Genomic DNA, 15,564 nt, shown 5'->3' with positions numbered 1-15,564 from the left:
ATTCATTACAGCACAAGGACATGAATCCGTGGGCCTTGCGGGACACCGCCGCGCGCCCCTCCTGACATGTCGTGGCAGGCGTGTTTTTCTTTCACTTCGCCTGTCACTTTCGCTACCGGCGCGCGCCGGGGCGGCCGCTACCATGGGCCGCTGCTCCAGGAGTCTCCCCATGAACGCCATCGCCTCCACCACCAACCACCAGGTCCGCCTGGCCCAGCGCCCGGTCGGCTTGCCCACGCGCGAGAACTGGTCCTTCACCACGGAACCCGTCGCCCAGCCGCCCGAGAGCGGCGTGCTGGTGAAGACGCTGTCCCTTTCGCTGGACCCGGCTATGCGCGGCTGGATGAACGACGCGAAGAGCTACATCGCGCCGGTGGGCATCGGCGAGGTGATGCGCGCCGGCGGCATCGGCAAGGTGGTCGCCTCGCGCAACCCGAAATTCGCGGTCGGCGACCTCGTCTCCGCTGCGCTGGGCGTGCAGGAGTACATGACGATCCCCGAGGACCAGTTCAAGCGCGTAAGCCTCTTCAAGATCGATTCGCGCCTGGGCACGCCGGGCCAATGGCTCAACGTGCTGGGCATGCCCGGCATGACGGGCTACTTCGGCCTGCTCGACATCGGCGAGCCGAAGGCCGGCGAAACCGTTGTGGTGTCCGGCGCGGCCGGCGCGGTCGGCCAGACGGTGGGCCAGCTCGCGAAGATCAAGGGCTGCCGCGTCGTCGGGATCGCGGGCGGCCCGGCCAAGTGCGAGTGGGTGGTCAATGAGCTCGGCTTCGACGCCTGCATCGACTACAAGGCCGGCAACGTGAAGGCCGCGCTGAAGGAACATTGCCCCAAGGGCGTCGACATCTATTTCGACAACGTGGGCGGCGACATCCTCGACGACGTGCTCGCGCGTCTCGCGCGGGGCGCGCGCATCATCATCTGCGGCGCGATCAGCCAGTACAACAACACGACTCCGGTGCAGGGACCGAAGAACTACCTGTCGCTCCTCGTCAACCGCGCGCGCATGCAGGGCATGGTGGTGTTCGACTATGCGGACCGCTTTCCCGTGGCCGTGGCCGAGCTCGCGGGCTACCTGCGCGAGGGGCGCATGAAGAGCCGTGAAGACGTCGTGCAGGGCCTCGAGACTTTCCCGGAAGCGCTGAACAAGCTCTTCAAGGGCGAGAACTTCGGCAAGCTCGTGCTGCAGGTCGCGGCCGATTAACCCGGGATCAGCTTCAGCGCGTCGCCGCTGATCGCGACGCGCGAACCGGCGGGCAGCGCGCCGCGCTGCTCGACCGTGCGAACGCTGCCGTCATCCATGCGGATGCGCATGCGAAAGGCCTTGCCCGGGGCGGCGACGGCAACGGACTCGACCACGCCGCACGTGGCGCACACCGCCGTGCCGCCCATGGCCTGCGCGCCGGGCCGCGACAGGGGCGGGGCCGTCACCACCGAAAGCTTTGCAGGCGTTGCAGCGGCGAGTGTCGCGGCGGGAGCCGGCGCATCGGCGCGGTGCGTCATGACCGCAGCCGCCACCGCGGCGACCGCGACCGCGAGCACCGCAACCGTGGGCGCCAGCGCCTGCCGGGGCGTGGGGGGCGGCTCCACCGGCCCGGCTGCCGCCTGCTCGGCCCAGTCGTTGTCCGTTGATGGGTTCATGGCAGGATTTAGCCCGGCAGCCTGCCCGTTGTCAGCACACGCTTGTGACAGCGGTAAGCGGGCATTGCTGTGTAGCCGCGGCCGAAGCGCTCAGACACGCGAGTTGCGATTGGCCTCGTTCACCATGACCCAGAAGCCGTAGACCTGCCGCATCTTGCGCTTGAGGTCCTCGAAATCCAGCGTCTTGCGCACCACGCTGTTGGCTCCCGCTTCGTAACAGGCGTCGAGCTCGGCCTTCTCGGTGGAAGCCGACAGCATCACCACCGGCGTCCACTGCGTGATCGGGCTTGCGCGCATCTCCTTGAGCACGTCCAGGCCGTGCACCTTGGTGAGCTTCAGGTCGAGAATGACGAGACGGGGCTGCTTGCGCGCGTCCACGTCCTTGTGCACGCCGCGCCCGAAGAGGTAGTCCAGCGCGTCGCTCCCGTCGGCGGCGGTGACGATGCGCGACTCGTCGCAGACTTCGCGCAGCGCCATCACGATGAGCTCGCGATGGTCGGGGTTGTCCTCCACCAGCAGGATGGCGATGTCGGCGGCTTTCACACGCCGCCCTTCGGGTGCGTCGGGTCCACCCAGAGCACCTGCTCGGGCTTCTCGGCGGGTTCGATGTCGAGGTTGACCGCCACGGCCTCGCCGTCGCTGCGGCACAGCACGCACTCGAGCTGCTCGGTGGGGCTCGCGTTGATCTCCTGGTGCGGCACATACGGGGGCACGTAGATGAAGTCCCCGGGGCCTGCCTCCGCGGTGAATTCGAGGTGCTCGCCCCAGCGCATGCGCGCGCGGCCCTTCACGATGTAGATGACGCTTTCCAGGTGGCCGTGGTGGTGCGCGCCGGTCTTGGCATTGGCGTGGATCGTCACCGTCCCCGCCCAGAGCTTCTGCGCGCCGACGCGCGCGAAATTGATCGCCGCCTTGCGGTCCATGCCCGGGGTCTGCGCCGTGTTGGCATCCAGCTGGTTGCCGGGGATCACCCGCACGCCATCGAGCTTCCAGGGCGGGACGCCGCCGCCGTGGTCGTGCGGCCCGTCGTTCGGGTGGTCATGCCAGGAGGAGGGGTGATCTTGGCTCATGGCCCAAAGTTAGCACTTCGCGGGCGATCAATCCAGCGCCGCGTAAACGAGGTGGCGAAACAGGTTGCGAAAGTAGATGCGCTGGTTGGGCGCCTGCGTGAGCAGCATCGCGAACAGGTCCTCGGCCGGATCGACGAAAAAGGAGGTGCCGCCGATCCCGCTCCAGAAGTACTGCCCGGGCGAGCCGGGCTGCGGCGCGAGGCCGGCGGCCAGCCGCACGGCGAAGCCCAGGCCGAAACCATAGCCGGGCAGCAGCAGTTCCCCGTTGGCCGCGATGGTCCCCAGGTGATCGGACGTCATCCACTCCACGGTCTTGCGGGAGACGAGCCGCGTGCCATCGAGGGATCCGCGGTTGCGCATGAGCTGCAGGAAGCGCGTGTAGTCCCCCGCGGTCGACATCAGGCCACCGCCGCCCGACTCGTAGGCGGGCACCTCCTTCGCATCCAGCATGACCACGGGCTTGCCGGTGTCCGGGTCTTCGGCAAAGGGCTCCGCCAGGCGGTGCCATTCGGATGGCGGCGTCGCGAAATGCGTGTCCTTCATCCCCAGCGGGTCGAAGATGCGGCGGCGCAGGGACTCACCCAGCGGACGGCCGTCCACCACCTCGACCACCGCGCCCAGCACGTCGGTCGCGCGGCTGTACTCCCAGCAACTGCCCGGCTGGTGCGCGAGCGGCAGCGCGGCGAGTACCTTGCAGAACTCGGCGTTCGTCCGCGAGCGGTTGGTGATGTCCGCGGACTCGTACTTACGCTGCACGGCGCTCGACCCGAGGAATTCGTAGGTGAATCCGGCGGTATGGCGCAGCAGGTCATGCACGGTCGGCTCGCGGCGCGCGGCGTCGAGGCGGCGGATCACACCGCCCTCCTCCACCGCGACCTGCAGGTCGGAGAACTCGGGCAGGTACTTCGACACCGGGTCGCCCAGCTGCAGCCCGCCCTCCTCCGCCTGCATGAGCGCGGCGAGCGACACGAGCGGCTTGGTCATCGAATAGATGCGGAAGATCGCGTCGTCCTTCATCGCGTCGCCGGCGGCCGCATCGCGCTGGCCGAGCGATCCGAGATATTCCACATGGCCACCGAGCGCCACCACGGCGACGGCGCCGGGAATGCGGCGCGCATCGATATGGGACTGCAGCACGTCCTGCATGCGCGCAAGGCCCGCGCGATTCAGGCGTCCCATCACGCGTACCTCTTGCGCGCGAGCGCGGCGCCGAGGCCCAGCGCCTCGAGCTTCTTCAGAGCGACTTCGCGGCTCATGGGCGCCAGGCCGCAATTCGTGCAGGGAAAGAGGCGCTGCTTCGGCACGAACTCGAGCGCGGCGCCGATGGTGTCGGCCACCTGCTCGGGCGTCTCGATCTCGTCGCTCGACACGTCGATCACGCCGACCATCACGTCCTTTCCCTCGAGCAGCTTCATGAGGTGCGGCGGCACGTGCGAGTGATAGCACTCCAGGCTCACCTGGCCGATCGAGCTCTTCGCGAGCGCGGGGAACACCTGTTCGTACTGCTTCCATTCGTCGCCCAGCGTCTTCTTCCAGTCCACGTTCGCCTGGATGCCGTAGCCGTAGCAGATGTGCACGGCGGTCGTGCAGGTGAGGCCCTGCGCGGCGCGCTCGAGCGCCTTCACGCCCCAGTCGGCGGCGTCCTTCATGTAGACGTTGAAGGCGGGCTCGTCGAACTGGATGATGTCCACGCCGTCGGCCTGCAGCGCCAGCGCCTCCTGGTTGAGCAGTTCCGCGAAGGCGAAGGCCATCTTCACCTTGTCGCCGTAGAACCGGTCCGCCACCGTATCCACGATGGTCATCGGCCCGGGCATGGTGAACTTCAGCTTGCGCTTCGTGTGCGCCCGCGCGAGCTGCGCCTCGAAGGCATGCACGCGGCCCTTGAGCCGCAGCGGCGCGACAACCTGCGGCACCATCGCGTCGTAGCGGTTGTCGCGGATGCCCATCTTCACCTTGTGCTCGAAGTCGATGCCCTCGACCTGCTCGAGGAAGCCGTGCACGAAATGCTGGCGGGACTGCTCGCCGTCGGTGACGATGTCCAGGCCGGCATCTTCCTGCGCCTTGATCCACAGCAGCGTGGCGTCGGCCTTCGCCTGCCGCAATTCCTCGCCCTGCGATTTCCACTGGGGCCAGAGTTTCTGCGTCTCGGCCAGCCAGGCCGGCTTGGGCAGGCTGCCCGCGATGGTGGTGGGGAACATGAACGTCGCTCCTTTGCCTGGGCATTGTGCCCGCTGCGTATCATCGGCACATGCCCATCAACCCCAATGCGGCGCGGCCGCGCATCGTCGTCATCGGCTGCGGCTTCGGCGGCCTGGAAGCGACGCGGGCGCTGAAATCCGCCGCCGTGGACATCACGCTCGTCGAACGCACCAACCATCATCTCTTCCAGCCGCTGCTGTACCAGGTGGCGACCGCCGGCCTCTCGGCACCCGCGATCGCGGCGCCGGCGCGCCACCTCTTTCGCAAGCAGGCCAACGTCACGACGCTGCTGGGCGACGTCACCGCCATCGACACGCAGGCCCGGCTCGTCAAGCTGGAGGAAGGCCCGCCCGTGCCGTACGACCACCTCATCGTCGCCGCCGGCGCGACGCACAGCTATTTCGGCCGCGACGACTGGGCGCCGTTCGCGCCGGGATTGAAGACGCTGGACGATGCGTTCGAGATCCGCCGCCGGATCCTGCTCGCCTTCGAGGCGGCGGAAAAGGAACCGGACCCCGCGCTGCGCGCCGCATGGCTCACCTTCGTCGTCGTCGGCGGCGGGCCGACCGGCGTGGAGATGGCGGGCACGCTCGCGGAAATCGCGCATCACACGCTGGCGGGCGAGTTCCGGCGCATCGACCCATCGGCCGCGCGCATCCTGCTGCTGGAAGGCGGGCCGCGCGTGCTGCAGGCGATGCCGGAAGACTTGAGCGCGCGGGCGAAGGAACAGCTGGAAAAACTCGGCGTGGAGGTGCGGCTGGGGGCGCGGGTCGTGGCGATCGACGGCCGGACCGTGGAGGTGCAGGGCGTGGACGGGCCACACGCCGCGCAGACCATCCACACCCGCTGCGTGGTGTGGGCCGCCGGCGTCGCGGCCTCCGCACTCGGCCGCCAGCTGGCGCAGGCGACGGGCGCCACCACGGACCGGGCCGGGCGCGTCGTGGTCGAGCCGGACCTCGGCTTGCCCGGCCATGCGGAGATCAGCGTGATCGGGGATCTCGCCGCCGCACGGAGTTTCGCGCCGGGTCTCGAGCCCCGGCCGGTGCCCGGGGTGTCGCCCGCGGCCAAGCAGATGGGGCGCGCCGCGGCGGCGAACATCCTGCGCCGCATCGCGGGACAGCCGACGCGTCCCTTCCGTTACCGCGATTACGGCAACCTGGCCACCATCGGCCGCAACGCCGCCGTGGTGGACCTCGCCTCGCCCCTGGGCCACTTCAAGTTCAGCGGCTACTTCGCCTGGCTGTTCTGGCTGTTCGCCCACATCTACTTCCTCATCGGGTTTCGCAACCGCCTCGTCGTGCTGATCGACTGGGCCTCGGCCTACTGGAGCAAGCAGCGCTATGCGCGCGTCATCAGCGACATCGCGCAACGGCCGCGCATGTAGGAAGAAGCAGCCCGCCTTTGACGCGGCGCGACTACAGGGCGAGGTCAGCCGCTGCGCCATGCTCGCGGCAATGCAGCGGTCCCCCGCCCCCCTCCGGCTGACGGCCCCCGAGGCGCTCGCCTTCCTGGCGGCCGCCCTCCTCTCGTTCGCCTGGCTGGCCACCGATCTCGTCCGTGCGGGCCCAATCACCCGCGCCGACGCCGGCGTCATGGCCTGGGTGCACGCGCATTCGCGCGAGACCCTCACCCGGCTGATGGTCGGGGTGACGCATCTCCACAGCTATACCGGCGTGTGCCTCATGGCCGCCGCGGCGGCCGGCGTGCTGATCTGGCAGCGGCGCGCGGCGTGGCTGCCCTTCCTGCTCATGGCCGTTCCCGGCGGACTCATCCTCAACGCACTCGTCAAGTACGAGTTCCACCGCAGCCGGCCGGTGATGGAGTCCCCGCTGCCGGCGCTGCACACCTTCAGCTTTCCGAGCGGCCACACGGCGGGCGCCACCGTGTGGTGGGGTTTCGTGCTCACCCTGCTCTTCGCGTACCGGGCGCCGGTGCGCTGGCGGGCCGCCGGTGTCGTGGCGGCGGTCGGCATGGTCGCGTTCACGGCCTTGTCGCGCGTGTACCTCGGTGTGCACTACCCGAGCGACGTGCTCGCCGCCGTCGCCGAAGGTTGCGCATGGCTGATGTTCTGCTACGTGCTGCTGGGCCGGCACCCGGCCGAGCGGGTGGCCGGGCCGGTGCGGCCGGCGGCGGCGCCCGCCACCACGCCTGCCGCACCGGCCGCCGGCGCTGCCGCGGGGGCTGCGGCCGACGCCCGCATCGAGGTCATCGCCAACAGCAGTTCCGGCCAGGGCTGCGCGCCCGAATGGGCCCGGGACGTCGAAGGCAAGCTTCGCGAGCACGGGCTCGACGCCCGGGTGACCCTCGTCCACAGCGGCGAGGAAATCCTGTCGACCGCGAAACAGGCTGTCGCGCGCGGCGCTGACATGGTGGTCGCCTCCGGAGGGGACGGCACGGTGAGCGCGGTCGCCTCGCAGCTCGCGGGCACGCGGGTGACGCTCGGCGTGCTGCCGATGGGCACGCTCAACCACTTCGCCAAGGACCTCGGCATCCCCATCGAAGTGGATGCCGCCCTCGGCGTGCTGGCTCGCGGCCACGCGGTCCAGGTCGATGTCGCCGAAGTGAACGGGCGCGTCTTCATCAACAATTCCAGCCTCGGCCTCTACCCCGACATCGTCCTCGACCGCGAGCGCCAGCGCCGGCGCCTCGGGCGCGGCAAGTGGGGCGCCCTCCTCGCCGCATCCCTTCATGCCGCGCAGCGCTACCCCGTGCTGTCCTTCGACATGGAAGTCGACGGCAAGCCGATCTCCCGGCGCAGCGCCTTCGCGTTCATCGGCAACAACGAGTACACGATGGAAGGCTTCGAGATCGGCGGGCGCAGCCAGGGCCTCGCGGACGGCAAGCTGAGCCTGTACATCACCCAGCGCACGGGCCGCTTCGGCCTGCTGCGGCTCGCATTGCGCGCACTGTTCCGCCGGCTGCGCCAGGCGAAGGACTTCGATATCCTCACGGCGCAGTCGCTGGTCGTGAACACGCGCCACCGCCACATGCGCGTGGCGACCGACGGCGAAGTGAGCCTCATGGAAACGCCCTTGACCTACCGCATCCGGCCCGCGGCATTGCGCGTCATCGTCCCCGCGCCGGAAGAGCCAGGAGACAATCAATGAGAATGGTGGTGCACCTGTCGGACCTCCACTTCGGCCGCGTCGACGACGCGCTGCTCGCGCCGCTGCGCGAATGCGTGGAGCGCATCGACCCGAGCCTCGTCGTCGTGTCGGGCGACCTCACGCAGCGCGCGCGCAGCGGGCAGTTCAAGGCCGCGCGCGAATACCTCGACACACTGCCCCGGCCGCAGCTCGTCGTGCCGGGCAACCACGATATCCCGCTGCACAACGTCTTCAAGCGCTTCGTCAATCCGCTCAAGGGCTTTCGCCGCCACATCACCGCCGAGCTCGACCCCTTCTTCGCCGACGACGAGATCGCCGTGGCGGGCGTGAACACGGCGCGCTCGCTCACGATCAAGGACGGGCGCATCAACCAGGACCAGGTGGCGCTGCTGCGCGAGCGCTTCGAAGCCCTCGATGCGCACATCACCAAGATCGTCGTCACGCACCATCCCTTCGACCTGCCCCAGGACAAGGACAACGACGACCTCGTGTGGCGCGCGAAGATGGCGATGCGCGAATTCGCCAAGTGCGGGGCGGACCTCCTGCTGTCCGGGCACATGCACCTGCATCACGTGGGCAGCACGTCCGACCGCTACGAGCTCGGCGGCTATGCCGCGCTCACGATCCAGGCGGGCACGGCGACCTCCACGCGCGGGCGCGGCGAGAACAATTCCTTCAACGCGATCTGCGTGCACGGCGACGAGATCCGCCTCGACCGCTACCAGTGGGACGGCAGCGCCTTCAGCCTGCACTCCAGCCGCCGCTACGAACGGGAAGCGCAGGGCTGGCGCGAAGTGGCCGCGCAGGGCGCGCAGGGATCGACCGCTCCCACGGAAACCGTTACGCTGACGGGATGAGCATCCGCATCGTTCGACTCGGCACCCCCCGATCCCCCGACGAAGGCCCCCGCCTGGGCACCGTGCGCCGACCGCCGCGCGGCGTGCCGAAGAGCGAATTCGGCAAGCGCGACTTCTACGACACCTGGCTGCCCAATCTTTCGCCCACGGCGGAACTGATGGCGCAAGGCCTCGCAGCCGAAACCGACAAGGACTGGGCCGCCTTCTCGCGAAAGTTCAAGGCGCAGATGAAGCAGCCCGATGCGAGCCACGTGCTGGACTTGCTGGCGGCGCTGTCGCATACCTCCTCGTTTTCGCTAGGCTGCTATTGCGAGGAGGAGTCGCGGTGCCATCGGTCGCTGCTGCGGGCCTTGTTGTCCGAGCGCGGGGCGTCTTTGGCGTAGCGTGCGTCCGCAAATCAAACGCGAAACCGCTCCCAGGCCCGCGCCGTCGGCGTCGTGCCCGCGCCCGGCTGCTGCGGCAAGCGGAACACCCCGTCCACCACCTCCGCCGGCTCCTCGAAGCAATCCTTGATCCACGGGATGTACTCCAGCACGGCGCACGCCGGGTGGGCGTAGTTCAGGTGCACGTGCACCTGGCTCATGTCGCCCGCATGCGGCGCCACGGGCAGGCGATAGGAATTCGCCGTCTCGCACACGCGCCACACCTCGGTGATGCCGGCCATGCGGGTCACGTCGGGCTGCACCCAATGGATCGCGCGCTGGTGGAAGAACTCGGCAAAGGCATCCTGCGTGTACAGCTGCTCGCCCAGTGCGACGGGAATGCTCGTGGCGCGCGCCAGCTCCGCATGCGACTTCACGTCGTCGTACCAGAGCGGCTCCTCGAACCAGTAGACGTCCTGGTCCCGCGCGCCGTGGCAAAAGCGCAGGCAGGTGGGCAGGTCCCACTTGCCGTTGCCGTCGATGGCCAGCGTGACCGACGGGCCGATCGCGCGGCGCACCGCGGCCAGCCGCGCGGGGTCCCGCTCCACGGTCGAACCCACCTTGATCTTGATGCCCGTGAATCCGTCGTCCACCGCGCGGCGAGCGCCTTCCACGAGCTTGTCGTCCGCGATGCTCAGCCAGCCGATGTCGGTGTTGTACGCGCGCACCTTCTCGCGCACCTGCCCGCCGAGCAGCTTCCACAGCGGCACGCCCGCGCGCTTGGCCTTCAGGTCCCAGAGGGCGACGTCGATCGCCGCGTGCGACAGCGTGGTGATGCCTGCACGGCCGATCCACTGCAGGGCGGGATGGCGCGCGAGCTTGAGCCAGAGGCGCTGCACGTCGTCCGGGTCCTCGCCGATGAGCAGCGGCGCGTGGCATGTCGAGATGCACTGCGTGATGAGGCGGTCGCCGGCAAGAAAGGCATGCGTGCCGGTGAAGCCGAAGCCTTCCAGCCCGTCCTCCGTGGCGATGCGCGCGCCGACCACGCCCCAGTGGCTGATGGTGTGCGTGCTGTCGGCGATCTGCGAGCCGGTGACCGGCACGTGCAGGATGAAGGGCTCCACGGTGTTGATCTTCACGCGCGCTCCTGGATACGACGAAGGTCGCCCATCGTAGTCCAGCGCGAGCCGGCGGTCAGAGCCGGTTGTGGATGGCCGTGGCCGCGATCGCGGCGTGCCCCGCCGCGACGTTGATCTGGTTCAGGCCGACCGCCACGTCGCCCGCGGTGTACAGGCCGTCCACCGTCGTCTGCAGGTGGTCGTCGACTTCGAGCTGGCCGTCCTCCTGCGCACGCGCGCCGAGCGCCGTCGCGAGCTCCGACGCATGCGTGATGCCCAGGGCCGGGTAGAGCACGTCGAACTCGTGCCGCTTGCCGTCGTGCATTTCCACGGTGACGCCCTGCCCGGGCGCGCAGTGGATGTGGCGCGGGTCGCCGCCGGCGATCGCGACCTTGCGCTCGCGCAGATGGGCGAGCGCGTCCTGCGGGAGCGACGCGTGCGAGTCCATCGACAGCCAGGTCACCTCGTTCGCGAAGCCCGAGAGGAAGGCGGATTCGCGCATGCCGTGCACCTCGCGGCCCAGCACGGCCACGCGCTGCCCTTCGGTCTCGTAGCCATCGCACACGGGGCAGTAGCGCACCACGCCCGCCTGCAGCGATTCCGCGAGGCCGCCCAGCTCGGGCACGACGTCGACCGCGCCCGTCGCCAGGATCACGAAGCGGGCGCGCCAGCGCTGCTTGCCCGATGTGGCGTCGAAGATGCCGTCGGCGCCGCGCGCGAGCCTCTCCACGCGTCCCACATGCGCGGTCACGCCATAGTTGGCCGCGTGCTCCCGCATGCGCGCCCACAGGTCCTTGCCCGCGATGCCGTCCGGAAATCCCATCACGTTGCGCGTCTTCGGAATCCAGCCCAGACGGCTCTTGCCCTCGTCGACCAGCGCCACGCGGCGCCGGAACCGGCCGAGGTAGACGCAGGCCACGAGACCCGCCGCACCGCCGCCGATCACGAGGCAGTCGAGCGGCGGCTCAGTCATCCGCCTCGCCGGCGAATGCTTCGTCGGGCTGGGGCAGCCCGTGGATGCGGCCCGATTCGGTGGGCTCGTAGAGCGCGCCCGCGGGCCGCTGCGGCGGCTGGTCCGTCTGCTGCCGGTCCGCGCGCCGCGCGGCGAGCTTGTCCGCGAGTGCGGGCGCGAGCGTGGACATCGCGCTGTTCAACATCGCGATGGCGCCGACCTTCACGTCGCGCCCGCCCTCGGTCGCGGCCCGGAGGATCGCCTCGGCGACGCGCGCCGGATCGATCGTGGGCGTCGGATGACGCGGCTCGGCATCCATGTAGTTGCGCGCATGCTGCGGATGCGGGGTATCCACGGCGGACGGCTGGATCAGCGTGACCGACACGCCTGACTTGTCCACTTCCTCCTGCTCGACGCGCAGCGCGTCGGTGAAGCCCTTCACCGCGAGCTTGGAGCTGGCATACATGCCCTGCAGGGGCAGCGCGAGTTCGGACACCTCGCTGCCCACGTTGATGAGCGCGCCTTCGCTGGCTTTCAGATGCGGCAGGGCCGCCAGCGAGCCGTTGACCACGCCCCAGAAGTTCACGTCGAACATCCGCCGGCTGTCTTCCTCGCTCACCTCGTCGAGCCGCCCGTAGATGGACACGCCCGCGTTGTTGACCCAGGTGTCGATGCGCCCGTAGGCGTCGATCGCCGCCTGGGCCGCGGCCGCGACCTGCGCGCGGTCGGCCACGTCGGCGACGAGGTGGATCGCGTCATGGCCGCTCTCGCGGATCAGCCGCACGACGCTCTCGAGCACGCCAGTGCTGCGCGCGACCAGGACGACTTTGGCGCCGCGCTGCGCCGCGAGCTGCGCGGTGCACAGCCCGATGCCGCTCGTGGCGCCGGTGATGACGATGACCTGCCCGGCCAGGGTGCTGCGCTTCACGTCACGCGCTGCTGAGCGCCCCGCTCTCTTCCGCTTCCTCGACGGGCTTGCCGTCCAGTGCGCGTGCCACGGCGTCGCCCAGGGTGTTGATGTCGAAAGGCTTGCGCAGGATCGCGAGCTTGCCGGCGAGACGCTCCACTTCCGCCATGTCCGCATAGCCGGTCGCGAGGATGACGGGCATGTGGTGCCCCATCTCGCGCGCCTTGGAGATCACTTCGGCGCCCGTCATGTCCGGCATCGCGTAGTCCACGATCAGCACGTCGGGCTTTGCGCGGCCGATCGCCTCCAGGCCTTCGGTGCCGTTGGCCGCCTCGTTGACGCTGTAGCCGATGAGGCCCAGGCATTCGACGATCACGCGGCGCACGTCGGCGTCGTCTTCCACGACGAGGATGCGCCTGGCCTTCTCGCCGCGCGGCAGCGGCAGCGATTGCAGGGGCACCGACTGGTCCTCCTGCTCGTCGCGCGCCGCGGGGAAATACATCTCCACCGTCGTGCCCTTGTCCGTCTCGCTGCGGATGAAGGCGAGGCCGCCCGATTGCCGCGCGAAGCCGTACACCTGGCTCAGGCCCAACCCCGTGCCGCTGCCCAGCGGCTTGGTCGTGAAGAAGGGGTCGAACACCTTCGACAGGAACTGCGGCGGGATGCCGGGGCCCGTGTCGCTCACGGTGACCACGACGTAGTCGCCGCGCGCGAGTTCGCCGTACGCTTCGACGTCCTGCTTCTCGCAGGTGGAGATGGTGAGGATGCCGCCTTCGGGCATCGCGTCGCGGGAGTTGACGGCGAGGTTCAGCACCGCCATCTCGAGCTGGCTCGGGTCCACGACGACGGCGGCGTCCTGCTCGCACAATTCGAACTCCACGGCCACCGCGCTCCCCGCGGAGATCTCGATCAGGTCCTTCATGCCCATCAGCAGCCGGTTCACGTGCGTGAGCTTGGGCATGAGCGACTGGTTGCGCGCGAACGAAAGGAGCTGGCCCGTGAGCTTCGCCCCGCGCCGCGACGCGCTCTTGGCGCGGTCCACCACCGGCTTGACCTTCTCCTCCTTCGCATAGAGGGAGATCAGCTCGAGGTTCATGTTGACCACGTGCAGGAGATTGTTGAAGTCGTGCGCGATGCCGCCGGTGAGCCGGCCGATCGCCTCCATCTTCTGCGACTGCGTGAGCGCCGCCTGGGCGCGCTCGCGCTCGGAGATTTCCTTCATCAGCCGGTTGTTCGCCTCCGACAGCTCGCGCGTGCGGCCCTCGATGCGGCGCTCGAGCTCGCCGTTGAGCTGCTCGAGCTTGGACTGGCCCTGCTGGATTTCCTCCAGGTGCATGCGCGTCGCGTACTGGCGCCTCCGGGCCCGCACGGCGGCGTCCGCGGCGCTCGCGAGCGTCTCGGCGTTGAGCGGCCGCTCGAGCAGGATCACGTTGCCCAGGCCGTGCAGGGCCTGCGTCGCGCTCTGCGCGCGCGGCCCGACCTTGCGGGCCGCCAGGACGACGAAGGGAAAGTCGGACCAGGGCGGCTGGCCGGCGAGCCACGTGCGCAGGGCCTCGGCCAGGCCCGCCTCGTTCAGGACTTCTTCCGTCAGCACCGCGGCCGCGGCTCCCGCATTCAGGGCCGCAACCAGCTGCGGTGCGGTGGCGCAGACCTCGACGCGGTGGCTGGCCTCGATCACGTCCTTCACCACGGCGGCGTCCCGGCCCCGCGGTGCATGGACGAGTACTCTCAATTCGGTCATGCGGGGGTCCCGTCGGCGTCGGACAGCAGGGGCATGCTTCCGCGGTAAGTGGCGATACCGGACATGACACCGTGGAAATCGGTCAGCGCCTCGCCGACCTCGATGCCCTTCGGTCCCAGCCGGAACTCGCGGATGGTGAGCTCGTGCGGGCTGGTGCGGCTCTTGACGGCCGAGACCGCCTTGAGCAGGCTGCCGCGCGCCTCGAAAAAACGGAACAGCAGGATGCCGTCCGACAGGTAACTCAAATCCACGTCGCCGCGCACGTCCCCCACGAGGCCATGTTGCGCGAGGATGAGGATGGTGACGACGCCGCGCTGGTTCAGGTAGGTGAGCAGTTCGTGCATCTGCAGCAGCAGGTGCTTGTCGCCCGACATGGCCTGCAGGTACGCGTTGAGGCTGTCGATCACCACTGTGCGCGCGCCGTCTTCCACGGCCGCACGGACCATGTTGGCGAATTCGCCCGGCGATACCTCCGCCGGATCCAGCATCTGCAGCCTCAGCTGCCCGCTGCGCAGGAACGGGTCCACGTCCATGCCCAGGGCCCGGCTGCGGGTCAGCAGCGTCGCGAGGCCCTCGTCGAAACAGTAATAGACCGCCCTTTCGCCGCGCAACAGCGCGGCGCGCGTGCATGCCACCGCCGTGGTGGTCTTGCCCACGCCCGACGGTCCCGCGAAGAGCGTGTTGCTGCCGCGCGCGATGCCGCCGCCGAGCAACAAGTCGAGCGCGGCCGTGCCGGTGGACACGAGCTCGCCTTCGAAATCCGTGCGGTGTTCCGCCGCCACGAGTCGCGGAAACACCGACAGCCCGCCGGTATCGAGGTTGAAGTCGTGCTCGCCGCCGCGAAACGGGATGCCGCGCATCTTCACCACCCGCAGGTGGCGGCGCTCGGGGCCGTAGGAGTCCACGCTGTGGTCCAGGGCGATCACGCCGTGCGCGATGCTGTGCAGCTGCAGGTCGTCGTGCGACGCGCTGCGGTCGTCCAGCAGCAGCACGGTGCAGTTGCGCGAGGAAAAGAAGCTCTTCAGTGCCAGCACCTGCCGGCGGTAGCGCAGGGAGTTCTGGGCCAGCAGGCGCATCTCCGACAGGCTGTCGAAGACGACCCGGCGCGGCCGGATCTGCTCGACGGCGGCCATGATGCCCCGCGTCGTCTCGCCGAGCTCCACCTCCGACGGATGCAGGATCGACTGCTCGGATTCGGGGCTCAGGCCGTCTTCGGTGACCAGCTGGAAAATCTCCACGCCGTCGAGCGTCCAGCCATGCGACGCCGCCACCGTCTTCAGTTCGGCGGCCGTCTCCGAGAGGGTGATGTAGAGGCCCTTGTCGCCGCTTTCGACGCCCTTGCGAAGGAACTGAAGGCCCAGCGTCGTCTTGCCCGCGCCGGGCGTGCCCTCGACGAGGTAGAGGTGATTTTCGGGGAGGCCGCCACCCAGGATGTCATCCAGGCCCTTGATGCCGGTGGATGCGCGGGCCTGCTGGTCGAAATTGGGCGCGGAGGGGTTGGCACGCATCGAATCGTGGAATGGCTCAGAGACAGAATGCGCCCGATGCTATTCGCAAACCTTCCGCCCTCGTGTAGGAGGAGACCGACAGCCGAGCTGGCCCCACGG

General features: G+C 69.2%; 15 protein-coding genes. 5 read left to right on the top strand and 10 right to left on the bottom strand.

From position 1 onward, the window contains the following. Window positions 1-169 precede the first annotated feature (169 nt). On the top strand, window positions 170-1,207 hold the full coding sequence (locus tag I5803_RS20035) for an NADP-dependent oxidoreductase (RefSeq protein ID WP_196988072.1): 1,038 nt from the start codon (window positions 170-172) through the stop codon (window positions 1,205-1,207). Here the strand turns inward: I5803_RS20035 and I5803_RS22350 are convergent. The 5 genes from I5803_RS22350 to I5803_RS20010 all read right to left on the bottom strand — a co-directional run bounded on the left by I5803_RS22350 (window position 1,204) and on the right by I5803_RS20010 (window position 4,912). Beyond that, entirely contained in the window at window positions 1,204-1,644 is a 441-nt protein-coding gene (locus I5803_RS22350; protein WP_196988071.1) for a hypothetical protein, read from the bottom strand. The genes I5803_RS20035 and I5803_RS22350 overlap by 4 nt on opposite strands. Window positions 1,645-1,734: 90 nt before the next feature. Beyond that, complete coding sequence (locus tag I5803_RS20025) at window positions 1,735-2,187, bottom strand: response regulator (RefSeq protein WP_354001693.1); 453 nt, start codon at window positions 2,185-2,187, stop codon at window positions 1,735-1,737. Beyond that, a complete protein-coding gene (locus I5803_RS20020) occupies window positions 2,184-2,714 on the bottom strand; it encodes a cupin domain-containing protein (protein ID WP_196988070.1) in 531 nt (176 codons plus the stop codon). The genes I5803_RS20025 and I5803_RS20020 overlap by 4 nt, the downstream gene beginning before the upstream one ends. Before the next feature lie 27 nt (window positions 2,715-2,741). Beyond that, window positions 2,742-3,893 (bottom strand): serine hydrolase domain-containing protein, encoded by a 1,152-nt coding sequence (locus I5803_RS20015; protein ID WP_231402476.1) that lies wholly within the window; start codon window positions 3,891-3,893, stop codon window positions 2,742-2,744. Then, window positions 3,893-4,912 (bottom strand): methionine synthase, encoded by a 1,020-nt coding sequence (locus I5803_RS20010; RefSeq protein ID WP_196988069.1) that lies wholly within the window; start codon window positions 4,910-4,912, stop codon window positions 3,893-3,895. Before I5803_RS20010 ends, I5803_RS20015 begins: the two co-directional genes overlap by 1 nt. Window positions 4,913-4,962: 50 nt before the next feature. Here I5803_RS20010 and I5803_RS20005 point away from each other — a divergent pair, with 50 nt between their 5' ends. The 4 genes from I5803_RS20005 to I5803_RS19990 all read left to right on the top strand — a co-directional run bounded on the left by I5803_RS20005 (window position 4,963) and on the right by I5803_RS19990 (window position 9,260). Further along, window positions 4,963-6,297, top strand: a complete 1,335-nt coding sequence (locus I5803_RS20005; RefSeq protein WP_196988068.1) for an NAD(P)/FAD-dependent oxidoreductase — start codon at window positions 4,963-4,965, stop codon at window positions 6,295-6,297. Window positions 6,298-6,367: 70 nt separating this feature from the next. After that, entirely contained in the window at window positions 6,368-8,020 is a 1,653-nt protein-coding gene (locus I5803_RS20000) for a bifunctional phosphatase PAP2/diacylglycerol kinase family protein (RefSeq protein WP_196988067.1), read from the top strand. Continuing rightward, window positions 8,017-8,877 (top strand): metallophosphoesterase family protein, encoded by an 861-nt coding sequence (locus I5803_RS19995; RefSeq protein WP_196988066.1) that lies wholly within the window; start codon window positions 8,017-8,019, stop codon window positions 8,875-8,877. Before I5803_RS20000 ends, I5803_RS19995 begins: the two co-directional genes overlap by 4 nt. Beyond that, complete coding sequence (locus I5803_RS19990; RefSeq protein WP_196988065.1) at window positions 8,874-9,260, top strand: DUF488 domain-containing protein; 387 nt, start codon at window positions 8,874-8,876, stop codon at window positions 9,258-9,260. The genes I5803_RS19995 and I5803_RS19990 overlap by 4 nt, the downstream gene beginning before the upstream one ends. A gap of 14 nt (window positions 9,261-9,274) precedes the next feature. On the opposite strand, the gene I5803_RS19985 is transcribed toward I5803_RS19990, so the two are convergent. The 5 genes from I5803_RS19985 to I5803_RS19965 are packed head-to-tail and all read right to left on the bottom strand — an operon-like array spanning window position 9,275 to window position 15,465. After that, complete coding sequence (locus I5803_RS19985) at window positions 9,275-10,378, bottom strand: mandelate racemase/muconate lactonizing enzyme family protein (RefSeq protein WP_196988064.1); 1,104 nt, start codon at window positions 10,376-10,378, stop codon at window positions 9,275-9,277. A 55-nt stretch (window positions 10,379-10,433) separates the two neighbouring features. Further along, window positions 10,434-11,330 (bottom strand): NAD(P)/FAD-dependent oxidoreductase, encoded by an 897-nt coding sequence (locus tag I5803_RS19980; RefSeq protein ID WP_196988063.1) that lies wholly within the window; start codon window positions 11,328-11,330, stop codon window positions 10,434-10,436. After that, the gene (locus I5803_RS19975; protein ID WP_196988654.1) at window positions 11,323-12,237 is read right to left on the bottom strand and encodes an SDR family oxidoreductase; all 915 of its coding nucleotides are present in this window, start codon (window positions 12,235-12,237) and stop codon (window positions 11,323-11,325) included. Before I5803_RS19975 ends, I5803_RS19980 begins: the two co-directional genes overlap by 8 nt. Window position 12,238: 1 nt before the next feature. After that, window positions 12,239-13,957 (bottom strand): response regulator, encoded by a 1,719-nt coding sequence (locus tag I5803_RS19970; protein WP_196988062.1) that lies wholly within the window; start codon window positions 13,955-13,957, stop codon window positions 12,239-12,241. Continuing rightward, complete coding sequence (locus I5803_RS19965) at window positions 13,954-15,465, bottom strand: ATPase domain-containing protein (protein WP_196988061.1); 1,512 nt, start codon at window positions 15,463-15,465, stop codon at window positions 13,954-13,956. The genes I5803_RS19970 and I5803_RS19965 overlap by 4 nt, the downstream gene beginning before the upstream one ends. Between the last annotated feature and the right edge of the window lie 99 nt (window positions 15,466-15,564).

It is taken from the genome of Caenimonas aquaedulcis, assembly GCF_015831345.1.
In the GTDB taxonomy this organism is placed as follows: Bacteria; Pseudomonadota; Gammaproteobacteria; order Burkholderiales; family Burkholderiaceae_C; genus Ramlibacter; species Ramlibacter aquaedulcis.
Note: the sequence above shows the minus strand (reverse complement) of the source record. Positions and strands in the feature narration are given on the sequence as shown.